General features: G+C 68.6%; 24 protein-coding genes. 12 read left to right on the top strand and 12 right to left on the bottom strand.

The genetic code is table 11. The annotated features are described in order from the left end of the window. Positions 1-91 precede the first annotated feature (91 nt). The 3 genes from KUV67_10915 to KUV67_10905 all read left to right on the top strand — a co-directional run bounded on the left by KUV67_10915 (position 92) and on the right by KUV67_10905 (position 2,052). Entirely contained in the window at positions 92-1,105 is a 1,014-nt protein-coding gene (locus KUV67_10915) for a YhdH/YhfP family quinone oxidoreductase (GenBank protein ID MBY6205394.1), read from the top strand. A gap of 78 nt (positions 1,106-1,183) precedes the next feature. Further along, positions 1,184-1,549 (top strand): response regulator, encoded by a 366-nt coding sequence (locus KUV67_10910; GenBank protein MBY6205393.1) that lies wholly within the window; start codon positions 1,184-1,186, stop codon positions 1,547-1,549. A gap of 5 nt (positions 1,550-1,554) precedes the next feature. Beyond that, positions 1,555-2,052, top strand: coding sequence for a peroxiredoxin (locus KUV67_10905; protein MBY6205392.1), 498 nt, complete (start codon positions 1,555-1,557; stop codon positions 2,050-2,052). A 50-nt stretch (positions 2,053-2,102) separates the two neighbouring features. On the opposite strand, the gene KUV67_10900 is transcribed toward KUV67_10905, so the two are convergent. After that, positions 2,103-2,339 (bottom strand): twin transmembrane helix small protein, encoded by a 237-nt coding sequence (locus tag KUV67_10900; GenBank protein MBY6205391.1) that lies wholly within the window; start codon positions 2,337-2,339, stop codon positions 2,103-2,105. Between the two features lie 54 nt (positions 2,340-2,393). Here KUV67_10900 and KUV67_10895 point away from each other — a divergent pair, with 54 nt between their 5' ends. From KUV67_10895 to gcvP, 5 genes are read left to right on the top strand one after another with little or no spacing between them, the layout of a single operon-like run. Beyond that, the gene (locus KUV67_10895; GenBank protein MBY6205390.1) at positions 2,394-3,170 is read left to right on the top strand and encodes an SURF1 family protein; all 777 of its coding nucleotides are present in this window, start codon (positions 2,394-2,396) and stop codon (positions 3,168-3,170) included. Beyond that, a complete protein-coding gene (locus KUV67_10890) occupies positions 3,167-3,739 on the top strand; it encodes a hypothetical protein (GenBank protein ID MBY6205389.1) in 573 nt (190 codons plus the stop codon). Before KUV67_10895 ends, KUV67_10890 begins: the two co-directional genes overlap by 4 nt. Before the next feature lies 1 nt (position 3,740). Further along, positions 3,741-4,742, top strand: a complete 1,002-nt coding sequence (locus KUV67_10885) for a COX15/CtaA family protein (protein ID MBY6205388.1) — start codon at positions 3,741-3,743, stop codon at positions 4,740-4,742. A gap of 3 nt (positions 4,743-4,745) precedes the next feature. Next, complete coding sequence (cyoE, locus tag KUV67_10880) at positions 4,746-5,636, top strand: heme o synthase (GenBank protein MBY6205387.1); 891 nt, start codon at positions 4,746-4,748, stop codon at positions 5,634-5,636. A gap of 9 nt (positions 5,637-5,645) precedes the next feature. Beyond that, positions 5,646-8,558: an aminomethyl-transferring glycine dehydrogenase gene (gene gcvP, locus KUV67_10875; protein MBY6205386.1), complete on the top strand. Its 2,913-nt coding sequence runs from the start codon at positions 5,646-5,648 to the stop codon at positions 8,556-8,558. Between the two features lie 108 nt (positions 8,559-8,666). Here gcvP and KUV67_10870 read toward each other — a convergent pair whose 3' ends face one another. The 5 genes from KUV67_10870 to miaB all read right to left on the bottom strand — a co-directional run bounded on the left by KUV67_10870 (position 8,667) and on the right by miaB (position 13,293). Continuing rightward, entirely contained in the window at positions 8,667-9,443 is a 777-nt protein-coding gene (locus tag KUV67_10870; GenBank protein MBY6205385.1) for a hypothetical protein, read from the bottom strand. Positions 9,444-9,574: 131 nt separating this feature from the next. Then, the gene (locus KUV67_10865) at positions 9,575-10,459 is read right to left on the bottom strand and encodes a CBS domain-containing protein (GenBank protein MBY6205384.1); all 885 of its coding nucleotides are present in this window, start codon (positions 10,457-10,459) and stop codon (positions 9,575-9,577) included. Between the two features lie 52 nt (positions 10,460-10,511). After that, a complete protein-coding gene (ybeY, locus tag KUV67_10860; GenBank protein MBY6205383.1) occupies positions 10,512-10,991 on the bottom strand; it encodes an rRNA maturation RNase YbeY in 480 nt (159 codons plus the stop codon). Next, positions 10,981-11,955, bottom strand: a complete 975-nt coding sequence (locus KUV67_10855; GenBank protein MBY6205382.1) for a PhoH family protein — start codon at positions 11,953-11,955, stop codon at positions 10,981-10,983. Before KUV67_10855 ends, ybeY begins: the two co-directional genes overlap by 11 nt. Beyond that, entirely contained in the window at positions 11,956-13,293 is a 1,338-nt protein-coding gene (gene miaB / locus KUV67_10850; GenBank protein ID MBY6205381.1) for a tRNA (N6-isopentenyl adenosine(37)-C2)-methylthiotransferase MiaB, read from the bottom strand. 216 nt (positions 13,294-13,509) lie between these two features. Here miaB and gdhA point away from each other — a divergent pair, with 216 nt between their 5' ends. Next, complete coding sequence (gene gdhA, locus KUV67_10845; GenBank protein MBY6205380.1) at positions 13,510-14,880, top strand: NADP-specific glutamate dehydrogenase; 1,371 nt, start codon at positions 13,510-13,512, stop codon at positions 14,878-14,880. Between the two features lie 476 nt (positions 14,881-15,356). On the opposite strand, the gene KUV67_10840 is transcribed toward gdhA, so the two are convergent. Further along, complete coding sequence (locus KUV67_10840; protein MBY6205379.1) at positions 15,357-15,701, bottom strand: histidine triad nucleotide-binding protein; 345 nt, start codon at positions 15,699-15,701, stop codon at positions 15,357-15,359. 25 nt (positions 15,702-15,726) lie between these two features. Beyond that, on the bottom strand, positions 15,727-16,422 hold the full coding sequence (locus tag KUV67_10835; protein MBY6205378.1) for an SDR family NAD(P)-dependent oxidoreductase: 696 nt from the start codon (positions 16,420-16,422) through the stop codon (positions 15,727-15,729). A gap of 105 nt (positions 16,423-16,527) precedes the next feature. On the opposite strand from KUV67_10835, the gene KUV67_10830 reads away from it, so the two are divergent. Next, positions 16,528-16,827 (top strand): zinc ribbon domain-containing protein, encoded by a 300-nt coding sequence (locus KUV67_10830; protein ID MBY6205377.1) that lies wholly within the window; start codon positions 16,528-16,530, stop codon positions 16,825-16,827. Positions 16,828-16,860: 33 nt separating this feature from the next. On the opposite strand, the gene KUV67_10825 is transcribed toward KUV67_10830, so the two are convergent. Next, on the bottom strand, positions 16,861-18,090 hold the full coding sequence (locus tag KUV67_10825; protein ID MBY6205376.1) for an MFS transporter: 1,230 nt from the start codon (positions 18,088-18,090) through the stop codon (positions 16,861-16,863). 115 nt (positions 18,091-18,205) lie between these two features. Here KUV67_10825 and KUV67_10820 point away from each other — a divergent pair, with 115 nt between their 5' ends. Continuing rightward, the gene (locus tag KUV67_10820; protein MBY6205375.1) at positions 18,206-19,390 is read left to right on the top strand and encodes a PQQ-dependent sugar dehydrogenase; all 1,185 of its coding nucleotides are present in this window, start codon (positions 18,206-18,208) and stop codon (positions 19,388-19,390) included. Between the two features lie 64 nt (positions 19,391-19,454). Here the strand turns inward: KUV67_10820 and KUV67_10815 are convergent, their stop codons facing one another. After that, entirely contained in the window at positions 19,455-20,195 is a 741-nt protein-coding gene (locus KUV67_10815) for a hypothetical protein (GenBank protein MBY6205374.1), read from the bottom strand. Continuing rightward, positions 20,192-20,644 (bottom strand): peroxiredoxin, encoded by a 453-nt coding sequence (locus tag KUV67_10810; GenBank protein ID MBY6205373.1) that lies wholly within the window; start codon positions 20,642-20,644, stop codon positions 20,192-20,194. Before KUV67_10810 ends, KUV67_10815 begins: the two co-directional genes overlap by 4 nt. Before the next feature lie 110 nt (positions 20,645-20,754). Here KUV67_10810 and KUV67_10805 point away from each other — a divergent pair, with 110 nt between their 5' ends. Further along, entirely contained in the window at positions 20,755-21,984 is a 1,230-nt protein-coding gene (locus KUV67_10805; GenBank protein ID MBY6205372.1) for a patatin-like phospholipase family protein, read from the top strand. Positions 21,985-22,078: 94 nt separating this feature from the next. Here KUV67_10805 and KUV67_10800 read toward each other — a convergent pair whose 3' ends face one another. Continuing rightward, the gene (locus tag KUV67_10800) at positions 22,079-25,684 is read right to left on the bottom strand and encodes a S8 family serine peptidase (protein ID MBY6205371.1); all 3,606 of its coding nucleotides are present in this window, start codon (positions 25,682-25,684) and stop codon (positions 22,079-22,081) included. Positions 25,685-25,712 lie beyond the last annotated feature (28 nt).

Raw genomic sequence — 25,712 nt, 5'->3', positions numbered from 1 at the left:
CAGTCTTTTTTCAACCTCGTCATGGCACTGCAACCACGGGTCGATACCCGTTACGCTTGCACGACCCCGATCGAATGACCGAGCCCCTGCAATGAGCAACGAGATTCCCGACACCTTCCGCGCCTTCCGCATCTTCGACGACGAGGACGGCTACCGCTCGGAGATCGTCGAGCAGTCGATCGACGACCAGAGCGAAGGCGACGTGGTCATCCGCGTCGCGTATTCGAGCATCAACTACAAGGACGCGCTGGCCGCGACCGGCAAGGGCCGGATCCTGCGCAGGTTCCCGCTCAACGGCGGCATCGACGCCGCTGGCACCGTGGTCCGGAGCGATTCCGATCGCTTCGACCCCGGCGAGGAGGTGCTGATCACCGGCTGCGACCTGTCGGAGACCCGCGACGGCGGCTATTCCGAGTATCTGCGGGTGCCTTCCGAATGGCTGGTCCCGAAGCCCGAGGGCCTGACCCTCCGTGAAGCCATGGTCCTCGGCACCGCCGGGTTCACCGCCGCCCTCTGCCTGTGGCGGATGGAAGCCAGCGGCCAGACGCCGGACATGGGCCCGGTCGTGGTCACCGGCGCCACCGGCGGCGTCGGATCGATCGCGCTGGACCTGCTCACGCGCGCAGGCTACGAAGCCCACGCCATCTCGGGCAAGGTCGAGCAGTTCGACCGCCTGCGCGAGCTCGGCGCGACACAGTGCATCTCCCGCAAGGACCTGCACTGGAGCGAAAAACCGATGGACTCGTCGAGATGGGCCGGCGCGATCGACAACGTCGGCGGCGACATGCTTTCGGGCCTGACCCGGGTGATCCACCCCTGGGGCAACATCGCGTCCTGCGGCATGGCCGGCGGCATCGGCGTGAAGACCACGGTCATGCCCTTCATCATCCGCGGCGTCAGCCTGCTGGGCATCAACTCCTCGGGCTGTGCGTACCGGATCCGCGAGCGGATCTGGGACCGGCTCGCCGGCGACTGGAAACCGGCCCGTCTCGACCTCATCGAGGCGCGCGAAGTCGGCCTCGACGAGATGACGCCGTGGTTCGACAACGCCTTGTCCGGCGGCTCGCTGGGGCGGGTCTTGGTGCGCATCGGGCACGAGGCCTGAGCACCCGGGGCGTGGTGGCCGGCGCGGATTTTGTAGTATAGTTTCGGCTCTCCAGGCACTCATTCAAAGGGAAAAACGATGGCCAAGATTCTGATTGTCGACGACTCCGACACGCACCTGTACACGCTGTCGAAGATCGTCGAGGAACAGGGGCATGAGGTGATCACGGCCAGCAGCGGAGAAGAGGGCGTCGAAGCGGCCACGGCCAACAAGCCGGACCTGATCCTGATGGACGTGGTGATGCCGGGCCTGAACGGCTTCCAGGCCACCCGGAAGATCTCGAAGAACAAGGACACCGCCGACATCCCCATCATCTTCGTGACCACGAAGAACCAGGAAACCGACCGCATCTGGGGCCTCCGCCAGGGCGCCAGCGCCTACCTGACCAAGCCGGTCGACAAGAAGCAGCTGCTGAACGCCGTCAACGAAGCCCTCGGGGGCTGATCCCGATGACGATTGCACAAGGCGAGCGCCTCCCGCAGGCGCAGCTCACGATCATGGGCGAATCCGGCCCCACGCCGATCGACGCGGCCGAACTGATGGGCGAAGGCACCACGGTGCTGTTTTCCGTACCCGGAGCGTTCACGCCGACCTGCTCGGCCAAGCACCTCCCCGGCTTCATCGAGCACGCCGACGCGCTGCGCGCGGCCGGCGCCGACCGCATCGTCTGCATGGCGGTCAACGATATCTTCGTGATGGATGCCTGGGGCAAGGCCGCGGGCGTCGAGGAAGGCGACGAGAACCGGATCGTCATGGCCGCCGACGGCAACGGCGATTTTGCCCAGGCGCTCGGCCTGGAAATGGACGGACGCGCGTTCGGCATGGGCCTGCGGTCCCAGCGCTTCGCGCTGATCGTCCGCGACGGCGTGGTCGATCAGGTGCTGGTCGAGGCTCCGGGCGAATTCCGGGTCTCCAGCGCCGAGCACGTCCTTTCCGTCCTCGGTTGAATCGCCCCGCCGCGGGACCGCCCCGGTCCCGCGGTGATCACGGCCCGCCCTCAGCCGCCAGGCGGCGTCGTGTAGCGCACCGGATCGACCCCGGTCGGTTCGATCCAGCCCAGCTTGAAGCCTACCCAAAGCCCGATCACGAGCAGCAGCGACAGGCCGATTCGCCAGGTGAGCCTGCGCACGGTGCGGTCGCCTTCACCCTTGTCGTTGACGAGGAAGTAGAAGCTCGAGGCCAGGCTGTAGAGTATGGCCCCCATGAAGGCGAGGATGATGATCTTGATCAGCACGACGGAAGGTCCGGATTCGAGACCCCCGTATCGTACCCGCTGGACGTCGGGCGAATGACAACTCCACGGCGCGGACGGGACAATGCCGGGCCATCGAACGGCGCCTTCGTTCGATCGACCGTCCGGGCGCTGGTCCCGCACATCGCCGCCGCGTTCGTGGTCGGCGCCTGCCTGTGGCTGATGACCTGGCAGCTCGATCGAGCCGACGACAAGCGCGCACGGCTGGCGGAGGTCGCCGACGCGCCGACCCGCCCTCTGGCGGAGCTCGACCCTGCGACGGCCACGCCGACCCGGGTCGCGGGGCGCGGACGCTTCGACGGCGACCGCCAGGTGCTGCTGGACAATCGCGTCTTCAACCGCCAACCGGGCGTGCACGTGCTGACGCCGTGGGTCCTGGACGATGGCCGGATCGTGCTGGTCGATCGCGGATGGGCCGCCTGGCCCGACCGCAGCGCGCCGCGCCCCGACCCGGTCGCGCCGCCGACCGAGCGCATCGCGGGCCTGCTGGTCGATCCGCCCGAGGTCGGCCTGCGGCTCGGCGAAACCGCTCCACTGGATCCCGACGACTGGCCGAACCTGCTCACCTACCACGCCGACGGCCCGTTGCGCGCGGTGTTCGGCGACGCGCTGCTGCCGCAGATCGTGCAGCTGGATCCCGCCCACCCGGGGCACCTGACCGGCGCGGACTGGCCGGTGGTCACCTTCGGGCCCGAACGCCACATCGGCTACGCCGTCCAGTGGGGGTTGATGGCCGCCGTGGTTGCCGCCATCTGGATTGTTCTCACCCTGCGCGCCCGCCGACGCGCGACCACGAGGAAACCGACGACATGAAGGCTCGACTCACGCTGATCCTGCTCTTCGCGCTCTTCCTGGCGCCGATCGTGGTCGCAGTGCTGCTGAATTCGCGCTGGATCGACTGGGAGCCGGCGCCCGAACGCTCGCACGGCGAGCTGCTCGATCCAGTGGTTGCCCTGCCCGCCTTCGAACTCCGCACCGAGGGCGGGGACCGGCTGGAGGCAGCCGACCTGCGCGACCGCTGGATCCTGGTCCAGGTCGAGCCTCGCGGTTGCGACGCGGCCTGCGAGGAACGGGCCTACCTGATGCGCCAGATCCGCGCCGGCCAGAACCGGCACGTGCCCGACATCGCGTTGCTGCTGGTCGTCGCCGTTGCACCGGAAGCCGACGTCGTGGAGCGGATCCGTGCGCTGGATCCGACGTTCCGGATTGTCGCGGGACCCGGCGCCGACGAGCTCCGGCAGACCTTTCCGGGCGCCGCGGACGGCGGTTTCTACATCGTTGATCCCGAGGGAAATATAATGGAGCGCTTCGGCCTCGGGGCCGATCCGACCGGAATCCGCAAGGATCTCCGCCGCCTGTTGACCTGGACCGTTCGAGACTGAAATGACGATGTTCCGCCGCCTCGCCTGGTTCGCGACCGGGCTCGCCCTGATCGTGATCGTCGCCGGCGCCTGGGTGCGCCTGACCGACGCCGGACTCGGCTGCCCGGACTGGCCGGGCTGCTACGGCATGGTCACCTGGCCGAAGACGCCGGAACACATCGAGTCGGCGACGAGCGCGTTCGACGAGTTCTCGGCGTCGCGCGCCGTGGACTCGGGCAAGGCCTTCCGCGAGATGGCACATCGCTACATCGCGGCATTGCTCGGTTTCCTGATCCTGGTCATGGCCGTGATGGCCTGGCGGAATCGCCGCGACCCGTCCCAGCCGGTCGCCCTGCCCAGCGCGCTGCTGGCGCTGGTGATCTTCCAGGGCCTGCTCGGCATGTGGACGGTGACCCTGTTGCTCAAGCCGGCCATCGTCACCGCACACCTCGCCGGCGGCATGGCGACCTTCTCGCTGCTGGTCTGGCTGGCCCTGAAGGTGTCGTCGAACGCTTCACCGCCGCCCAGCCTGCCGGCGCGGGCCGAACACCGCTGGATCTGGTTCGGGTTCGCGGTGGTGGTGATCCAGATCCTGCTCGGCGGCTGGGTCAGCACGAACTACGCGGCCCTGGCCTGCCCCGATTTTCCGACCTGCACCGGGTCGTGGTGGCCCCGAACCGACTTCAGCGAAGGGTTCCGCCTGTGGCGCGGCGTCGGCGTGGACTACGAGGGCGGCGTGCTCGACCAGCACGCGCGGGTGGCGATCCATCTCGCCCACCGCCTGTGGGCCCTGGTCGTGATCGGGGTACTGGGCTGGCTGTTCGCCCGTCTGGTGCGGGTCGAGGACCTGCGCCGTCCGGCCGCCGTGATGCTGGCCGTGCTCGCCGTGCAGGTCGCGCTGGGTGTCTACAACGTGATCGGCGCGCTTCCGCTGCCGAACGCGGTCGCCCACAACGGCGTGGCCGCCCTGCTTCTGGCCAGCCTGATCTTCCTGCTTCATCGCAGCCGCCGACCGACCGTCTGATCGATGTCGGCCGCGACCCGCAAGCTGTCCGCGTTTCTCGGGCTCTGCAAGCTCAAGGTCGTCGCCCTGATCGTGTTCACCGCGGTCGTCGGCATGGCGCTGGCCACCCCCGGCATGATCCCCCTGCAACCGCTGGTCCTTGGCAGCCTCGGCATCGGGCTCGCGGCCGCGTCGGCGGCCGCCCTGAACCACCTGCTCGACCGACGGATCGACGCGCGGATGACGCGGACACGGCACCGGCCGCTACCGAATCGCGCGCTGACCGAGGGCGAGGTCGTCGCCTTCGCGCTGGCCCTGGCCGTGATCTCCATGGTCATGCTGGTCGTCGGCGTCAACTGGCTGACCGCGGTGCTGACCTTCTTCAGCCTGATCGGCTACGCCCTGATCTACACCGTCTGGCTCAAGCGCGCCACGTCGCAGAACATCGTCATCGGCGGGGCCGCGGGTGCGGCACCCCCTGTCCTGGGCTGGGTCGCGGTCACCGGCGAGGTGCACGCCTACGCGCTGATCCTGTTCCTGATCATCTTCGTCTGGACACCGCCGCATTTCTGGGCGCTGGCGATCTACCGGCGCGAAGACTACGCCGGCGTCGGCCTGCCGATGCTGCCGGTGACCCACGGGGTTCCGTTCACCCGCTGGCAGATCCTGTTCTACTCGATCTTCCTGGTCCTGGTCACCCTGCTGCCGTTCCTGACCGGGATGAGCGGATGGGTCTACCTGGCCGGCAGCCTGGTGCTCAATGCCGGCTTCCTCGGCTATGCGATCGCGCTGATGATCAGCCGCAGCGAGCAGCTGCCGATGGCGTTCTTCCACTATTCCGTGATCTACCTGATGGCGCTGTTCGCGATCCTTCTGGTCGATCACTATTTCCATTCCTTCTTCGGGGTTGCCTGAATGTCCAGCATGTCCAGCAAGAGTTCCGCACTCGGCGCTTCGCTGAAAGCGCTCGAGGACCGCGCCGAGTTCGTCGGCCGTCACATCGGTCCGCGCGACGACGATGTCCAGGCGATGCTCGGCACGCTGGGCCTGGAATCGCTCGATGCGTTGATCACCGAGGCCACGCCCGGCAGCATCCGCGCCGAGCGTCCGCTGGACCTGGCCGCTGCGCGGAACGAAGCGCAGGTGCTGGCCCGACTCCGCGACATGGCGGACCGCAACACCGTGCTGCACAGCATGATCGGGCTCGGCTACCACCCGACCCACGTGCCGCCGGTGATCCTGCGCAACGTGCTCGAGAACCCCGGCTGGTACACCGCCTATACGCCTTACCAGGCCGAAATCTCGCAAGGCCGGCTCGAGGGACTGCTGAACTTCCAGCAGGCGGTCATGGACCTGACCGGCATGGGTCTGGCCAACGCCTCGTTGCTCGACGAAGCGACGGCGGCGGCCGAGGCGATGACCATGATGCGCCGCATCGCTCGCAAGAACCCGTCCCAGCGCTTCCTGGTCGACGCCGATGCGCTGCCCCAGACCATCGACGTGATGCGCACCCGCGCCGAACCGCTCGGCATCGACGTCATCGTCTCCGACGACCTCGAACGGGACGCGGCGGCGGGCGACTTCTTCGGCCTGCTCGTCCAGTATCCGGGAGCCGGAGGCCGTCTCGGAAACCCGGAGACCGTGATCGGCCTGGCTCACGAGAACGACGCACTGGCCGCCGTGGCCGCCGACCTGCTTTCGCTGGCGTTGCTCAAGCCGCCGGGCGAGATGGGAGCCGACGTGGTCGTCGGTTCGGCCCAGCGCTTCGGCGTACCGATGGGCTACGGCGGGCCCCACGCGGCGTTCCTCGCGACCCACGAAGATCATCGCCGAAACGTGCCGGGACGCATCATCGGCGTGTCGCGCGACCGTCACGGCGCCCCGGCGCTGCGAATGGCGCTGCAGACCCGCGAGCAGCACATCCGGCGCGAGAAGGCGATGAGCAATATCTGCACCGCGCAGGCGCTGCTCGCGGTGATGGCCGGCTTCTTCGCCGTCTGGCACGGCGCGGATGGCCTGCGCACGATCGCCACGCGGGTCCATCGCCTGACCCGGGTCGCGGCCGCCGCGCTGAAGGCGGCGGGCCTGCCGCCGGTCCATGACGAGTTCTTCGACACGCTCACGCTCGAGGTCGACGACCGGACCCGGGCCGAACGGGTCCAGCGCGCGCTGCGCGCCGGATTCAACCTGCGCACCGACGTCGACGGTCGGCTCGGCATCAGCGTCAACGAGGTGACCACGCGCGAACAGATCGCCGACCTGCTCGAGGCCCTCACCGGCGAACGGCCCGACCTGGACGAACTGGACCGCGGCCTCGACGACCACGCGCCGGCGATTCCCGACCGGCTCGCACGCAGCAGCGATTTCCTGACCCACGAAGTGTTCTCGCGCTACCACTCCGAAACCGAGATGCTGCGCTACCTCAAGCGTCTGGAGAACCGCGACCTGAGCCTGGCCCACGCGATGATTCCGCTGGGTTCCTGCACCATGAAGCTCAATGCCACGGCCGAGATGATCCCGGTGACCTGGCCCGAGTTCGCGGAGCTGCACCCGCTGTGTCCGCGCGACCAGGCCCGTGGTTATCATGCGCTGGTCGATGACCTCGAACGCATGCTGCGCGAGATCACCGGCTTCGACGCGGTCTCGCTGCAACCCAATGCCGGTTCGCAGGGCGAGTACGCCGGCCTGCTGACGATCCGCCGCTACCAGGCCGCCCGAGGCCAGGGCCACCGCGATGTCTGCCTGATCCCGTCGTCCGCGCACGGCACGAACCCGGCCAGCGCGCAGATGGTCGGCTACCGGATCGTGGTCGTCGGCTGCGACGACAGCGGCAACATCGACCGCGACGACTTGAACGCCAAGATCGAGAAGCACCGCGACGAACTGGCCGCGCTGATGATCACCTATCCGTCGACCCACGGCGTGTTCGAGGAAGACGTCATCGCGATCTGCCAGAGCGTTCGTGACGCCGGCGGTCAGGTCTACCTCGACGGCGCCAACATGAACGCCCTGGTCGGCATCTCGCGCGTGGCCGACTATGCCGACGTCTGCCACCTGAACCTGCACAAGACCTTCTGCATCCCGCACGGTGGCGGCGGCCCGGGCGTCGGTCCCATCGGCGTGCGCGAGCACCTGGCCGAGTTCCTGCCCGGTCACGTCAGCGGCGTGCTCGGAGCCGGCGCCGGCACCAACCCGGCGGTGGCGGCCGCGCCCTGGGGCTCGGCCGCGATCCTGCCGATCTCCTGGGCCTACATCGCGCTGATGGGCCGCGACGGGCTGCGGCGCGCCTCCGAGGTCGCCATTCTCAACGCCAACTACATCGCCGAGGGCCTGAAGGATCACTACGACATCCTCTACACGGGCCGCAACGGGCGCATCGCGCACGAGTGCATCGTCGACCTGCGGCCGTTCAAGGAGTCGGCCGGCATCTCCGAGGAAGACGTCGCCAAGCGCCTGATCGACTACGGTTTCCACGCACCGACCATGTCGTGGCCCGTGCCCGGGACGCTGATGATCGAGCCGACCGAGAGCGAATCTCGCGAAGAACTCGATCGCTTCATCGAGGCGATGATCGCCATCCGCGGGGAGATCGATCGGGTCGCCAGCGGCGACTTCGATGCCGACGACAACCCGCTGAAGATGGCGCCGCACACGATCGCCGAACTCAGCGCCGACGACTGGTCGCACGGCTATTCCCGCGAACAGGCCGGCTGGCCGGTCGCGTCCCTGAGGTTGGGCAAGTTCTTCGCCTCGGTCGGCCGCGTCGACAACGTCTACGGCGATCGAAACCTGGTCTGCTCCTGCCCGCCGATGGAGGTCTGGGCCGAGGCCAGCTGAGCGCGCGAAGCGCAGCAAACCGGAATGGAAACGGCCCGGGACATCCCGGGCCGTTTTTCCTGCAGCTCTTCGGCATCGATCCGGCGGCCGGATCGATGTCTCCAGGCGCTAGTCGTCCGAAGGCGAGAAGCTCAGCTCGTCGTCGCGACGCAGCGTGGTGGTCCAGTACGGTTCCATGTCGGCCAGCGACTCGTCGAAACGATCCCACGTCGCTGCGGCCTCTTCCTCGCCGACCGCGTCGACCAGGATGCCGTTGGCGCCCTTCCGGTCCTCGTCCATCGCGGCGAAGTCGTCGAAGTGCTCGACCACGAAGTAGTCGGCCTCCCAGCGGTGGTTGCCGTCCATGTCGTACCAGGTGCCCATGTGCTCGTAGTCCGCGTCCTTCATGTGGCCGACCACTTCGCCGACCACCTCCCGGAAGGCCGCGCCGTCGCCGACGCGGAACTGGTGCAGCTTGACGACCGTGTAGCCCTCCGCGTCACCGCTCCAGTCCGACATCTTCCTGGCGAAGCGGCGCTCGACGCTGTCCATGTGCGGCCAGACCTGCTCGCGGACCACGGACCAGCATTCCTCGCTGGCCGCATCCTGCTCACCCATCTCCGACCACATGTCCATGCGCGACACGATGGTCACGGTGTTGAGTTTGCCGTCGATGGGCCACCACGCGGACCAGGCATTGTCACCCCCCTTCTCCTCGTAGCATTCCATGTAGGCCTTCATGCCGTCGCGAAACTCCATGCCGTGACCCATCGTGACGCCGATCTCGGTCATGGCGATCATGTAGTCGTCGCCGGATTCGTGATTGTCGGCCGCAACCGGCAGGCACCATGTTGCAGCAACCGTCGCGGAAATCGCCGCGGCAAGCACGTTCTTCTGGATGTTCATCTGCTCTCTCCCTGAATTGGATGGGGCGGCAATGCCTGGCGGCTGCGAAGGCACGACGCCACGCCGGCCATCCTGCACTGCCCTCACGGAAAAAGCAAATTTATGTGATGGAGTTCTCGTTTTCCAGGAGGTCAGGACTCCGGCCCATCGAGCGCGTCTTCGGGCGTGGGCTCCGCGATGCCCTCGGCGACCTCCATCGCGTGCAGTCGACGATCGTCGGCCGCGGTCACCCGGAACGTCCAGCCCTCGATGCCGACCGACTCGCCGACTTCCGGCAAGCGCCCGAACTCGGCCACCACCAGCCCGCCGATCGTGTCGAATTCGTCGTCGCTGAACGCGGTACCCAACGCCTCGTTGAAGTCCTCGATCGGGGTCAGCGCCTGGACCTGGAATCGGCCCTCGCCGAGGCGCTGGATGTCCTCCACGGCCTCCGTGTCGTGCTCGTCGTCGATGTCGCCGACGATCTCTTCGAGCACGTCTTCGATGGTGATCAGGCCCGAGACGCCGCCGTATTCGTCGACGACGATGGCCATGTGGTTCTTGTTGACCCGGAACTCGCGCAGCAGCACGTTCAGCCGCTTGGACTCGGGGATGATCACCGGCGCCCGGATCAGGTCGGCCAGGGCCACGTCGCTGTCGCGGCCGACCAGCCGCAGCAGGTCCTTGGCCAGCAGGATGCCCTGGATCTCGTCCTTGTCCTCGCCGACCACAGGGAACCGGGAGTGGCCGGACTCGAGGATGATCGGGAGAATGTCGTCCAGTGAGCTGCCCTGGGACAGCACGACCATCTGGGACCTGGGAATCATGACGTCGCGGACCTGGAGCTCGTCGACCTCCAGCGCGCCTTCGATCATGGCCAGCGTGTCGGATTCGATCAAGCCGCTCTCGGTGGCCTCGCGAATCAGCTCGATCAGGTCGTCCCGGCTCCGCGGTTCGCTGCCGAAGGCGCGCCCGAGGCGCTCCAGCCACGAACGGCCCGCAGAGCCGTTGCTACTGTTGGATGAGTCGTCGTTCATCGAAGGGAAGGTCCACTCTCCTTGTGGGTCAATGGGTCGCTCGCAGGATCGGTCATCGGCCGGGCGCGTCCGCGTCCCGGTACGGGTCGGCGATGCCGAGTTCGGCCAGCAGCTCGCGCTCGACCGTCTCCATACGCTCCGCCTCTTCTTCCTGCATATGGTCGAAGCCGCGCAAGTGCAAGATGCCGTGGATCACCAGATGAGCCCAGTGGTCGGCCGGAGGCTTGCCCTGGTCCCGCGCTTCGCGCGCGATCACGGGAGCGCACAGCACCACGTCGCCGGCCGGCGACGGCAGCTCGACCGCCTCGGGCAGGCCGGGCGGGCGCGAAGCGGGAAAGCTCAGCACGTTGGTCGGCGCATCCTTGCCTCGCCATTCGCGATTCAGCGCGCGGCTTTCGGCCTCGTCGACCACCCGCAGGCAGATCTCGACCTCGGCGCCGCTGTCGGGCAGCGCGGCCGCGGCGAAGCGGACCAGGTCGGCATCGGACGGCACGCCGTCCAGGGCCACGGCGTGCTGGACGTCAATTCCCATCGTCGTCCCTGGCCGCATCGGCCCGTTCGTAGGCCTCGACGATCCGTCGCACGATCGGATGCCGCACCACGTCGCGCGCATCGAAGAAGGTCTGACCGACCCCCTCGACGCCGCGCAGCAGTTCGATCGCCTGCTTCAGGCCGGACAGGGTCTTCGGCGGCAGGTCGATCTGGGTCTGGTCGCCGGTGATCACGGCCCGCGAACCGAAGCCGATCCGGGTCAGGAACATCTTCATCTGTTCCGGCGTGGTGTTCTGCGCCTCGTCGAGGATCACGTAGGCGTCATTGAGCGTGCGGCCGCGCATGTAGGCCAGCGGGGCGACCTCGATGACGTTGCGCTCGATCAATCGGCCGACCTTCTCGAAGCCCATCATCTCGTACAGCGCGTCGTAGAGCGGGCGCAGGTAGGGGTCGACCTTCTGGGCCAGGTCGCCGGGCAGGAACCCGAGCCGCTCCCCGGCCTCGACCGCAGGGCGCACCAGGACGATGCGCTGGACGCGGTCCGACTCCAGTGCATCCACTGCGCAGGCCACCGCGAGGAAGGTCTTGCCGGTTCCGGCCGGGCCGACGCCGAAGTTGATGTCGTGGTTGGCGATCCGCTCCAGGTAGCGCCGCTGGTTCGGGCCGCGCGCCCGGATCAGGCCGCGCTTGGTCCGGATCACGGTCTCCCGCTCGCCGTCCTCGGCCTCGTCCAGGCCCGAGGCCTGCAGGCTGAGATTGACCAGCGCCGGCGTGAGCACCTCGCGCTCGGTCTGCCGGAACAGCTTTCGCAACACGCGACGGGCCGCGCCCGTGGCGTCGGCCTCGCCCTCGATCGCGAACAGGTTGCCGCGCGCGTTGACCGAGACGCCGAGCCGTTTCTCGATCAGGCGCAGGTGCTCGTCGAAGGGCCCGCACAGGTTGGCCAGCCGCTCGTTGTCGGCCGGCTCCAGTTCGAGCGTGACCGGTTGCGTGGACGCGGCCATTCAGGCCACTTCGCGGGCAGGAATGCGCCCGCGCAGGGAGTTCGAAAGCGCCGCGGTGATCTCGACTTCGACGAAGCGACCGATCAGCGAGGCCGGTCCCTGGAAATTGACCACGCGGTTGTTCTCCGTGCGTCCGGCCAGTTCCTTGGGGTCCTTGCGGCTGGGCCCCTCGACCAGCACCCGCTCGGTGCACCCGACCATGGCCTCGGAGATCGCGTGCGCCTGCTCGTTGAGCTGCGCCTGCAGGCGCTGAAGCCGGGCCTTCTTGACCTCCATCGGCACGTTGTCGGGCAGGCTCGCGGCCGGCGTACCCGGGCGGGCCGAGTAGATGAAGCTGAACGACTGGTCGAAGTTCAGGTCGCGGATGAGTTTCATGGTCTGCTCGAAGTCGGTCTCGGTTTCACCCGGGAAGCCGACGATGAAATCCGACGACAGGGAAATGTCCGGCCGCGCCTCGCGCAGCTTGCGGATGCGGTCCTTGTACTCGAGCACCGTGTGACCCCGCTTCATCAGCGCCAGCACCCGGTCCGAGCCGGACTGGACCGGCAAGTGGAGGTAGTTGGCCAGCTTCGGCGTATCGGCATAGGCCTCGACCAGGCGATCGGAGAACTCCACCGGGTGCGAGGTCGTGAAGCGGATCCTCTCGATGCCGTCGAAGGCGGCAACGTAGCGGATCAGCATCGCGAGATCCGCCGTTCCGCCGTCATGGGTCGGACCCAGGTAGGCGTTGACGTTCTGGCCGAGCAGGTTGATCTCGCGCACGCCCTGGGCCTCGAGCTGGGCGATCTCCGCGATCACGTCGTCGAGCGGCCGGCTGACCTCTTCTCCGCGGGTGTAGGGCACCACGCAGAAGGTGCAGTACTTCGAGCAGCCTTCCATGATCGACACGAACGCCGTGGGGCCCTTCGCACCGGGCGGCGGCAGGTGATCGAACTTCTCGATCTCCGGAAAGCTCACGTCGACCGCAGCCCGACCGTCCTCTCGTACACGGTCCAGCATCTGCGGCAGGCGATGGATGGTCTGCGGACCGAACACCAGGTCGACGAACGGCGCGCGCTTGAGGATGCGGTCGCCTTCCTGACTGGCAACGCAGCCGGCGACGCCGATCACGACCCCGGGCCGGGCCTCCTTGAGCGGGCGCCACCGACCCAGCTGGGAAAACACCTTTTCCTGCGCCTTCTCGCGGATCGAGCAGGTATTGACCAGGATGACGTCGGCGGCCGATTCGTCGTCGGTCAGCTCCAGGCCGTGCGACGCCGCCAGCACTTCGGCCATGCGGTCGGAGTCGTACTCGTTCATCTGGCAGCCGTGGGTCTGGATGTAGAGCTTTCCGGCCATTCTCGGTCACTGGGTGAAAGAACCGGGAATTCTAGCAAATTCAGGCCCCTTGCCCCGCAATTGCCCGCGGCTCCCGTGACCGGGCCACCCGGGGCTTCCGGGGTTCCCGGCCGCCCGGCCGCCCGGCCCGCGCTTGCCGGGCCGTGTCGATACGTTGGCACCGGGACTGCTACCGTGCCTCGATCTCATCGCGACCACGATCGACAGGAAACGGCAATGAACGACGACAAGCGGTTCGACGGCGACCGGAAGGATCTGGAGCGCTTCATGGACGGGGTCGTCCAGCGCAACCCGGACGAGAAGGAGTTCCACCAGGCCGTGCACGAGGTCGCCGCCGACGTGCTCCCGTTCATCGCCGAGCACGACCGCTACCAGCGCGGCAAGCTGCTCGAACGGATGACCGAGCCCGACCGGGTCGTCTCGTTCCGGGTCAGCTGGATCGACGACCAGGGCCAACCCCAGGTCCATCGCGGCTGGCGGGTCCAGTTCAACAACGCGATCGGACCCTACAAGGGCGGCCTGCGGTTCGATCCCGGCCTGACCGAGTCGGTGCTGAAGTTCCTCGGCTTCGAGCAATGCTTCAAGAATGCGTTGACCGGCCTGCCGATCGGCGGCGCGAAGGGCGGCGCGAACTTCGACCCCAAGGGCAGGAGCGACGACGAGATCATGCGTTTCTGCCAGGCATTGATGAACCAGCTGGTCCACTACATCGGCCCGAATCGCGACATCCCGGCCGGCGACATCGGTGTCGGCCAGCGCGAGATCGGCTACCTGTTCGGCCAGTACCGCACCCTGACGCGGGAATTCGTCGGTGCGCTGACGGGGAAAGGGGTGTCCTTCGGCGGCTCGGAGTTGCGCACCGAGGCGACCGGCTACGGCGTGCTCTACTTCGTCCAGGACATGCTCGACCGGGCCGACGGCGACCTCGACGGCCAGCGGATCGCGATCTCCGGCGCCGGCAACGTCGCGCTGCACGCTGCCGAGAAGGCGATCGCGCTCGGTGCCCGTGTGGTCACGCTGTCGGACTCCGGCGGCACGATGCACGACGCCGATGGTCTCGAGCGGGAGCAGCTCGAGACCGTCAAGCGAATGAAGCAGGACCGCGGCTGCCGGATCGAACAGGTCGCCGAGAAACTGGGCTGGGACTTCCAGGAAGGCAAGGCGCCGTGGGCCGCCGAATGCGACATCGCCCTGCCCTGCGCGACCCAGAACGAACTCGACGGCGACGATGCGCAAACGTTGATCGACAACGGCTGCCGGCTGGTTGCCGAAGGAGCCAACATGCCCTGCACCGCCGATGCGGTGGAACGCTTCCAGGACGCCGATGTACTCTATGCCCCCGGCAAGGCCGCCAATGCCGGCGGCGTGGCCGTCTCCGGCCTGGAGCGCGCCCAGAACGCCCAGCACCTGGTCTGGACCCGCGACCGCGTCGACGACGAACTGCAGAAGATCATGCGCGACATCCACGACCGCTGCGAGCGTCACGGCGGCGACGGCAACGGCGGCCCGGTCAACTACCGCAAGGGCGCCAACATCGCCGGCTTCGAAAAACTCGCCGATGCGATGATTGCGCAGGGTGTGCTGTAGCGAAGACTCGGAGTTACGTCACGAACGGCTAGAGGATGGGCGCAAAGGCGCGAAGGAGCGAAGGGCGCAAAGCAAGCAATTGATCGCAGCGCTGGGCGAGCCTCGGAGGATATATCCGGGCAAGAGTCCTATGGACATCGAGCGTCCTATTCTCCCAGAAGCGCGGGGATGTGCTGAGAAAAGCTCTGAGCGATATCGACACTCGACAGGCCTCGGCTCAATGAAACAGGCTTTGGGCCGAGATCGAAGTCGGTCGAAAATCGCTTCAAGGTCGCCCAAACTCAGCGCCTCCTCACTTTGAGTGTCCGATCAACTCGCCATCAAACGCCTATCGGCCAGAACCTCGCCGTAGCCCGTCACAGGCGAGCATGAGCGACCGCATTCCAGCGCTTCAGGATCTTCTTTGCGTTCCTTCGTCCCCCTTCGCGCCTTTGCGTCCATCCTCTAAAGGACTCGCGCTCGACCGGCATCGAAGCCTATCCCGGAGGCCAGGTCATTTGTCGGCCGCCGAGCAGATGCAGGTGGATGTGGTAGACCGACTGTCCGCCCTGCTCGTTGCAGTTGAGGTTCAGGCGGTAGCCGTCGTCGGCGATGCCCTCGTCCTTCGCGATCTTCGCCGCGGCGAGGACCATCCGGCCGACCAGTTCGGCATGGTCGGTCTCCAGGTCGTTCAGCGTTGCGATGCGCTTCTTCGGGATGATCAGCACGTGCACCGGCGCCTGGGGCTGGATGTCCCGGAACGCCAGCAGCTCGTCGTCCTCGTAGACGATGTCGGCGGGAATCTCGCGGGCGACGATCTTCTCGAACAGGGTGTCGGACATGGTCGGCTCCTGTGGCGTGGTGGGGTCAATCGGCACCGGGTCGTTCGACCCTGGAAAACGCCTCGAGCACGGCCTCGGCCGCGACGTCCGCGGTCGGCAGGGACGAGGGGTCTTCGGCCGGCCACACGCGGGACCGCAGCGGACTGTAGAACGCGCCGGGGTCGTAGGTGCCTACGGCCGGGCCGGTCTTGCGGCACTCGGCGGCCAGCGTGGCGGCCAGCGCCCGAACGCCCGACTGCGCGACGCCGTAGGCGGCCCAGTACGCGCCGGCGCGGGCCTCCGGGTCGTCGACGACGAAGAGCACGCGGCTGTCCTCGGTGCCGCGCAACAGCGGCAGCAGCGCGCGGGTCAGAAGCATCGGGCCGGTCAGGCCGGCCTGCAGTTCCTGCATCCACTCGTCGGGCGGCAGGTGTTCGATCGGTCGCAGGCCCTTGAACTCGGCGGCGGCGTGGATCACGCCATCGAGCCGTCCGAACTCGCCGGTCAGCGACTCGGCCAGTTCGGCGTAGTGATCGGGACCGGCGCCGGCCAGGTCCAGCGGCACGCAGAGCGGCGCGCGGCCGTCGGCGGCGAGCTCGTCGTGGAGCTTCTCCAGCTTGCGACGGTTCTTGTCCAGCGCGATGCAGTCGGTGCCGGCGGCGAGCAGGCGGCGGACCAGCGCCGAACCCAGTGCCCCGGCCGCGCCGGTGACCAGGACGGCGCCTGCGGTCGTGTCGTTCATCGAGACGGCTTCCTTGTACTGCTGAAAGATTCGCCCCATAGTATCGCTGTGCTGCCGTCGACTCGAAACATTCGGCGGCCATCTCCCGACCTGCAGACGCCCGCCATGCCGTTCTACGAGTACTGCCACGACGCCGCGAACGACCACGCCGGGCCCGGCTGCAAGCACTGCCGGGACGGGTTCACGGTGCTGGAGAAACTTTCGGCGGAGCCGCTGGACGCCTGCCCGGGCTGCGGCGGGCCGGTCCGGCGCGTGATCTCCGCGCCGCAGGTGGTGTCCGGCAAGGCGCACATGCACCGGCCCGACAACATCGAGAAACACGGCTTCACCCAGTACAGGAAGATCGGCAAGGGCGTCTACGAGAAGACCGCGGGCAAGGGGCCCGGCATCATCACCGACGATTGAGCCGCGGACCTGCCGGGCGGACGGTCTGCCGGCTCAGCCGTGGCGCAGCGCCTGGCGGCCGGGCGTGGCCAGCGGCGGCACCAGCACCACCCAGGCCATCACCGCGACACCGATCGACCACAGGGTGACGCCCGCGTCCAGCAGCAGGCCCAGGGCGATCGGACCCAGCGCGGTCGAGACCACCATCAGGGCCATGAACACACCGCGGACCAGGCCGAGCTGGCGGGTGCCGTACAGTTCGACCCAGACCGCGGCGGCCAGCACGCTGTTGATCCCGGCGGTGAGGCCCAGCCCGATGAACATCGCCCACAGCGAAGGAACCTGCGTCAGGCCGCCGAGCCCCAGCAGCGCGAGGCCGAGCGGCAGCAGCTGGACCCGCAGCAGCGGGCGCGCGCCGAACCGGTCGATCAGGCGGCCGGCCGCAAACGAGGCGAGGAACTGGCACGCGGCGAACGCCATGAACCCGCGACCGACCAGCAGCATCGACCAGTCCTGCCGGTCCGCGATCGCGGCCTGGTGCAGGAACAGCGCCGTGACCACCACCGGCGGCACCAGAACGATCAGGAGAACGCGCAGGAAATTGGTGTCGATCAGCAAGCCCGCTCGGCCGACGCGAGGCGGCGCGGTGGTGTCCTCCGGCGCACGTGCGTCCGGACCCTCTGCCGATGGATCGCCGACCAGCGGCCGGCCCAGCGCGTACAGGCCCGGCCCGATCAGCAGCGCCGCGGCGACCGCCAGGCTCCACCAGACGTCGCGCCAGCCCAGCGAATCGAGCGCCAGCGCGACCAGCGACGGGAACAGCGCTTCGCCGAGAATGAAGCCGTAGCTGGCCATCGCCAGGGCGCGACCCCGGCGGGCGGTCGCGAAACGCCCGGCCGCGACCACCGCCAGGTGACCGAGCAGCCCCTGGCCGGCGAGCCGCAACAGGAACAGGCCGACCGCGAAGCCCAGCGGTTCGGCCGAACCGGCGACGGTCGCCGCCCCGGCGGCCAGCAGCAGGGCCACGCCCAACGCGGCCCGCTTCAGCGCGACGTGGTCGGCCAGACCGCCGACCCAGAACATCAGCAGGCCGCTGGCCAGCGTTGCGGTCGAGTACAGCGTGCCGAACGCCGCGTCGCTCAGGCCGAAGGCCGAACGGAATTCGCCGCCGAACAGGCCGATGAAGAAGGTCTGGCCGACGCTGGAGCACAGCGCCGCGGCCAGCGCGAAGCGACCGGCGGGCGGGATGCCGCGCGGCGCGGCCGGTTCGGAATCGAGAGACATGGACAGCGATATCGTCGGATTGGGCCGCCAGCCTAGCCGATCGCGGCCGCGCCGACGCGTGCTCGCCCGACCCTGGGCTATGATCCGCGCCAGGTACGTCCCTGCGAGAACCGACATGACCCGGAGCACGAATCGATCCACCAACGAAGTCCGACCGACGGCGCTGGCCGCGCTTGCCGCCCTGCTCGCCGTGCTGCTCGTGGTCGGCCCGACCCGGGCCGAGACGCTGCGCACCGAGTACCAGCCGATCGAGCTCGAGGCCGTCGCCGAGGGCCTGAACCACCCCTGGGGCATGGCCTTCCTGCCGGACGGCGAGCTGCTCGTCACCGAACGCGGCGGTCGGCTGCTGCGCGTTGCCCCGGACGGGAGCATGTCCGAGATTGCCGGCGTCCCCGAGGTGGCCGCGAGAGGCCAGGGCGGGCTGCTCGACGTCGCCCTGCACCCGGACTTCGAACAGGACGGGAACGGCTGGGTCTACTTCACCTGGTCGCAGGCCGGCCCGGACGGGGTGAATTCAGCGACGACGCTGTCCAGGGGCCGCCTGGATGGTGACGTACTCGTCGACGTCGAACAGGTATTCATCCAGGATCGCTTCTCGACCCCCGGTCGCCACTACGCCGGCCGCCTGGCCTGGCTGCCCGACGGTACGCTGTTGCTGAGCATCGGCGACCGCGGCGCCGAACCGCGCCGGGCCCAGGACCTGGCCGACCACGCCGGCAAGCTGCTCCGCCTGAATGCCGACGGCACGGTGCCCGCCGACAACCCCTTCGTCGATCGCGACGACGACGCCGCCGAGGTCTGGACCTACGGCAATCGCAACATCCAGGGCCTGGTCGTCCATCCAACGACCGGCGAGGTCTGGTCCGTCGAGCACGGTCCGCGCGGCGGCGACGAACTGAACCGCATGGAGCCCGGCAGCAACTACGGCTGGCCAGTGGTGTCGCTCGGCCGCGACTACCGCACCGGAGAACGATTCCTCGAGGACACGCAACGATCGATGGACGGCGTCGTCGACCCGTACATCGACTGGACTCCGGGCCTGCATCCGTCGGGCCTGGTGGTGCTGACCGACGACACCTTCCCGGCCTGGCAGGGCAACTTCCTGGCCGGCGGTCTGGCCACCGAGCAGGTGCGCCGGATCGTGTTCGAGGACGGCGAGGTGGTCCACGAGGAGCGCCTGATCCAGGGCAAGGTCGGCCGCGTGCGCGACCTGGAGATCGGTCCCGAAGGCTTCGTCTACCTGGTGACCGATAACGGCGAGAACGCCGACGGCGTCTGGCGGATTCGCCCGGCAGATTGATCGGCTGATCGATCGGCGCGGCCACCGGCGCTGCGATCCGCAGCCGGGCCGCGCCCGCTCCGGATCAGGCCGCGTCGGGGCCGCGACCGATCCAGGGTTCGAAGGGCCAGTCCGAGCCGCTGCGCATAGCCTCCAGCGCCTGCCGCTCGCGCGTTTCGATCGTCTCGACGAACGTGTCCGCCCGGTCGCCCATCACCGCGAACGCGTCGAGACCTTCCATCAGGAACGCCTGGAGTCGTCCCACACCGGCCGCCTCGGCCGGTGCACGCATCCAGCGCACCAGGCGCCGGATCATCTTCTTCTGCACCGTCTCGGCCAGCAGCCGGCCGAGACTGCCGATCAATGCGATCTGCTCCTCGCGGTCCTGCCAGGCCCCCAGTTCGCGGTAGGCGCGTGCGTACTCCGGCTGGTCGAGGTCGGCGGCCAGGTGGCCGGCCAGGCGCGCATCGAGGTCCAGGCTCATCCACTGCAGGCGCATCGCCTCGCCTACGGCGAACAGCAGGTGGTCGGGCAGGAAGCGGCGCATGATCGGGACCACGCGCTCGAGCTGGCGATCGCGCTCGCGCATGTCCTTGCCGCCGTAGAGCTCGTCGAGAAAGAACACGCACGCGTCGCGGAAACGCTCCTGGCCAGCCAGGTCGGCGTAGGTCGCATCGAGCCGTGCCCGCTGCCAGCGCTGCAGGCGCTCGAGCACGGGATCGTCGGCCGGCAGCCGGTCGAGCAGGTCCAGGCTCCGACGGACCTGTTCGGCGAGGTGCTCGGCGCCGCTGACGCCGGCTCCGGAATCCCCTTGCGCGTCGCTCATGCGTCCAGTGCGCGGATCGCGTCGACCAGCTCCGCGCGGCTGCGCCGGAACACCGCGACCGCCTCGACGTGGGCGTATCGGACCACGTGCCCCGCGTCGAGCAGGAACACCCCCCGCTTCATGCCGAGCAGGCCCTTGCAGCCGTATGCCTCCGCAACCTCCAGCCCGGTGTCGCTCAGCAGGGTGAAGGGCAGATCGTGGGTCGCCCGGAAGGCGCGGTGCGAATCCGCGTCGTCGGCGCTGATGCCGACGACCTCGACGTCCAGCCCCGCGAACTCCTCGAGCCCGTCGCGGTACTCGCAGAGCTGGCGCGTGCAGACGGGCGTGCCGTCTCCGGGATAGAACACCAGCAACAGACGCTTCCCGGCATGGTCGGCGAGCCGCCACCGGCCTCCGTCCTGGTCGGGCAGTGCGAAGTCGGGGGCCGGTTGGCCGGGTCGAAGGGACATGCACGCATCCTCGGAAGACTCGGGGCTGAAGCATAGCAACGCCGACGCATTGCGCGCGTACGCGCCGGGTCCGGCGTTACAATGCCTGCGATGACAAGGAACGAATCCGTATGCTGACGCTGAACCCCGCCGGACGGAAACGCAAGGGCCGCAAGGTACCGAAGATCGGCCTCGCGCTGGCCGGCGGCGGTCCGCTGGGCGCGATCTACGAGCTCGGCGCGCTGCAGGCGGTCAACGAGGGCATTTCCGGCCTGCGGCTGCACCAGCTCGACAACTACGTCGGCGTCAGCGCGGGCGCTTTCCTGGCGGCCAGCCTCGCCAACCAGGTGACCACCAGCCAGATGTGCCGGGTGTTCCTGGGCGCGCCCGGCGCCGAGTTCACCTTCGAACCCGAATCATTCCTGCGACCGGCCTTCGGCGAACTCGGCGGCCGTGCCCGAAACACTCCGGGAGCGATCTGGGGCCTGATCACCGAGGCGATCCGCCACCCGACCCGGATCGGCCGCCTGGAATCCATGGGCGACCTGGCCCGGGTCCTGCCGACCGGCCTGTTCGACAACGAGACCATCCACAACTTCGTCGCGCGCGTGCTCGACCGGCCCGGACGGACCAACAACTTCCGCGAGCTCGACACGACCCTGCGCGTCGTCGCGATGGACCTCAACACCGGCGCCGCCGTGCGCTTCGGCGAGCCGGGCCTCGACGACGTGCCGATCTCGCGCGCGGTCCAGGCCTCGGCGGCCCTGCCCGGCCTGTACCCCCCGGTCCGGATCAAGGATCGCTACTACGTCGACGGCGCGCTGCGCCGCACGCTGCACGCTTCGGTCGCGCTCAACGACGGCGTCGACCTGCTGATCGGGGTCAATCCGCTGGTGCCCTTCGATGCCGCGCAGGACCCGGAACGGATGCAGATCGACCAGGAGCGGATGATCGAAGGCGGCCTGCCGCTGGTGCTCGCGCAGACCTTCCGCGCACTGATCCAGTCGCGGATGCAGATCGGCATCTCCAAGTACGGGAGCCAGTTCCCGGAATCCTCGATCCTGCTGGTCGAGCCCGACCGGCACGACGAACGGCTGTTCTTCACCAACATGTTCAGCTACTCCAGCCGCAGCGACCTGGCCGAGCACGCCTACCAGCACACGCGCCGCGAACTTCTCGCGCGCGCGGACGACCTCGAGGCGTTCCTGGACCCCTACGGCCTCGGCCCGGACCGCGACGCGCTCGCCGAGGAGCGCTCGCTGAAGACCAGCCTGGCCCAGGAACCGCCCTACCTCGCCCCGCTGGGCAACAGCCTCGCGCGCAATCTCGACCGCCTGGATCGCCTGCTCGAAGATCTCTGACTCCGGCCCGGCCGCGCCGCGACCGCGGTCTCGCCTCCAGAAACGAAAAGGCCCGGGACGACCCGGGCCTTTTTTTGTCGCATGGAGCGTTACCTCAGCTCTCGAAGCCGTCGGAGAAGATGTGCTCGGTCGCGCAGCTCTGGACGCGGATGTCGTCGATCCACCAACCCGGGTGGGCCACCGACGAATCGGTCGCCAGCCGGAAGCGAAGCTGGACGGTCTGGCCGGCCCAGGCGCTGACGTCGACCACGGAGTTCATCCACTCCTGCGGGTCGCCGCACCAGGCATCCAGACCGGCGGCGGGGTTCGAGAACCCGCCGTCCATCGGCCCGTCGTACGGATCGGTCAGCATGTTCGCATCCGCCACCGGGTTCCAGTTCGCCCCGCCGTCGGTGCTGATTTCCAGCAGGCCGCCGTCGTAGCAGCCCGAACCGCTGTCCTCCATTTCCTGCCGGTTCCAGAACTGGAACGTGTGGGCCGAGGTCCCCGAGGGCAGCGCGATCGGCGGCGAAGTCAGCAACTGGTCGCTGACCTGGGGCACGTCATCGCCGTGCCAGGCCTGGACGCCGCTGTTGACCTGTGCGCCCTGCAGCACCCACGTGCTGCCCGTGCCGCCCGTGGTCCAGCCGTTGGCGCCGGACTCGAAGTCCTCGACCAGGTGGGTCTGGACCGTGCTGCCGATCGAGCAGTCGCCGGGCAGCGCCACGGTGGTGAAGGACCGCGTCGACGACACTGCGCCGCCGCACTGGTTGGCGGTGGACACGCGCCAGTACAGCACCGTGTTGCTGGGCAGCGGAGAGGTCACGACCGAGGTCGCGTCGGTGGTCGCGGAGAACACGATGGTGCCGAAGCCGGAATCATCCGAGACCTCGACCGTGTAGGTGGCCGCCTGGGCCGCGGCGCTCCATTCCAGCGTGACCTGCTGCGGCACGTTGGTCGCACCGTCGGCAGGCGAGGTCAAACCGGCGGTGCCGGCTGCCTGGGTGAACACCGCAAGCCCCAGGTCCACGCTGCGGCTGGTCGCCCCGCTCGTGCCCTCGACCGTGACCGTGTAATCGCCCGGCGCGGCCGAGCCGGTGTTGCCGATCGTCAGCGTGGACGAGCCCGGCGGGTTGACCGGGTTCGTCGTGAACGTCGCGGTGGTGCCGGCCGGCTGACCGGACGCGGTCAGCGCCACGGGGCTGCTGAAGCCGAGCACGGAGCCGACATCGAGGTCGAAGTCGGCCGTGTCCGGGGTGCAGATGGCCGCGTCGGTGGGTGTCGAGGCCAGCGTGAAGGTCGGCTCCTGCACGCAGTTGTAGCAGACCAGAGCGAAGTCCTGGTCGGTTCCATCGCCGACGTTCGGTACGCCGTCGCCGGCGATGTTGAACGCCGAGACGGTCACGGTCAGCGCCGACACGGCGCCGGCATCGAAGAACACGGCCTCGTAGTTGTTGGCGCTGTCGGCGCTGCCGCCGGTCACGCTCCACTGGCCGTTGAAGACGTTGCCGAGGTAGGTCTGACCACCGGCCTCCACCGACAGGTTCAAGTCGTTGACCTGCGGACTGGTGCCGATCGCGCCGGCCTGGTCGGTGTAGACCATCATCACCCGGACCGGGCGGGCCGGATCGGCGGCCGAGACGGTCATGTCCCAGGTCTCGCCCGTGTTGTCGAGCAGCACCTCCTGGTTGACCACCACCTTCAGCGCGTCGTCGAACATCAGGCCCATGTTGGGCATGCCGTAGCCCTGCACGTTGCTCGGCAGCGTGTCGTTGGCGGACACGCCGGTCAGGTAGGTCGGATGGGCCAGGATGTAGGCCTTGAGCAGGGCCGGGCTGGGGTCGGCCAGCGGCCCGGCGTTGGCCGGCAGGATGCCGGCCGCGTTCTCGAGCCACCACCAGACCAGCGACGTCACGCCGGCCACGGCCGGGGTCGAGTGGCTGGTGCCGCTCGAGGCGGCGAACACGGACTGGCTGCCGGGGCGGAACTGGTCGCAGACGGATCCGCCGTTGTAGTTGCCGCTGGTGCTGGCGGTGCCCTGGATATGGGTTCCCGGGGCGATCGTCTCCGGCTTGACGCGGCCGCCGGGCGACGGACCGCGGCTGGAAAAGCCGATCACGTCCATCGCGTTGTCCGCGCCGCTCGGCCCGACCGCGCAGCCGTCGGTCCAGTTGCCGTCCTCGTCGCTGGGCCGGTCATTTTCCGACGCGCCGACCGTGAGCATGTTCTTGCCGTTGCCGGGCGTGCCGACCGTGCCGGTGCCGGGGCCGGAATTGCCGGCCGCGAACAGCACCATCAGTTCCTGATTCAGCGGTGCCGTGGGGTCGGCGTCCCGGACGCCCGCGTCGTACGCCTGCGAGCCGTCATCGTAGGATCCGGCGCAGCCCGAGCAGCCCCAGGAGTTGGTGCTGATCCGGGCGCCCTGCTGCCAGGTGTGCTGGATCGTGCCCGTGTCCGTGCCGCCACAGGCCGAGAGATCGAAGCCCGGGGCGAAGATCCGCGTGCTCGCCAGCGAGGCCCAGGGGTTGACGCCCTGGCCGCGCTGGAAGCCGTTCGGGTCCTCGAACGGAAAGCCCGTGCGCTCGTCGTAGCCGCCGACGATGCTGGTGTTGATGTGGCCGTGGCCGCCGGTACTCTCCCCGCTGGGTACGCTGTGGCAGCTGGTGACGAACTGCAGCCGCGACGGGTTCGCCGCGTCGCCGCCGACGTGCAGCGTCGGGTCGCCGCTGGCGGCCGTGCCGTTGCCGACCCCGTCATCGACGATCACGACCACAGGATAGTCGGCCGCGGACGTCGAAAACCCGAGTCCGCCGAGCCAGGCGAGGTAGCCGGTGCCCGAGGGGCCGGTCATTCCGCCGTCGAAGTTGCCGGCGACGATCTGGTTCTGGACTTCGTCCATCAGCTGTCGCGGCAGGACTTCCTCGACCCAGTACACGTCGGGACGGCCGGCGATCGACTGCAGGTCGTCGACCCGGACGTCGTAGCGCGCGTTCTGGAACCCCATGATCGGGGACCAGTCGACGTGCTTGCGGACCGCGAGATCGTCGAGGAACCGCTCCGTATCGGCCGAGCCGGCATGCCGGACCATCTGGATCGTGACGGGAATGACTGTCCCGCCTTCGCTCGTGCGCTTGTCGAAGCGACCGCGGGCGGCCGGCCCCAGCTTGAAGAAATCGGGATAGGGCTGGCTGAACTGAAGCACCGAGCGCCGGGCGGCCATCGCGTCCAGCGCCGCGCGCGCATCCGCGCCGGCCCAGACCAGGTAGCCGTAGTTGGCCACGTAGTGCACGGGTACGGCGCCGGTGGCGCGCACCTCGTCGAGCCAGGCCTGCTGGACCGGTCCGACGAACTGGACCATCTGCAGCGCCTCGCCCTGCGGCGCCCGGGTCGGCCAGCCGGCCGGAACGCGAATCGCGTCGGCCTGGGTGTCGAAGGGCTGTGCATCGAACAGCAACCGATTCGCCTCGGGCAGAGGCTGGACGCCGCGCGGAAGGCCCTCGATGCGCCATGCCCGGAATTCGTCCTCCGGCATCGCGAACAGCGCGTAATCGCCGTAGTCGGCCACGCTTCGAAGCGCGCTGCCGGCCGGCGCCCGCGTGGACGCCGGTGCGGTGAACTTGATTTCAGCGGCGGCTGCGCCGGCGGAAACGAAGGCGTCGCACGCGAATTGCGCGGAAAGGGCCGCGGCGATCAATGCGCCGCGAAGCAGTGAACGATGCATGGAGACTCCCCTGGGGTTCTGATCCCTT

Origin of the sequence: Halomonas denitrificans, assembly GCA_019800895.1 — a bacterium.
GTDB lineage: Bacteria > Pseudomonadota > Gammaproteobacteria > Xanthomonadales > Wenzhouxiangellaceae.
Note: the sequence above shows the minus strand (reverse complement) of the source record. Positions and strands in the feature narration are given on the sequence as shown.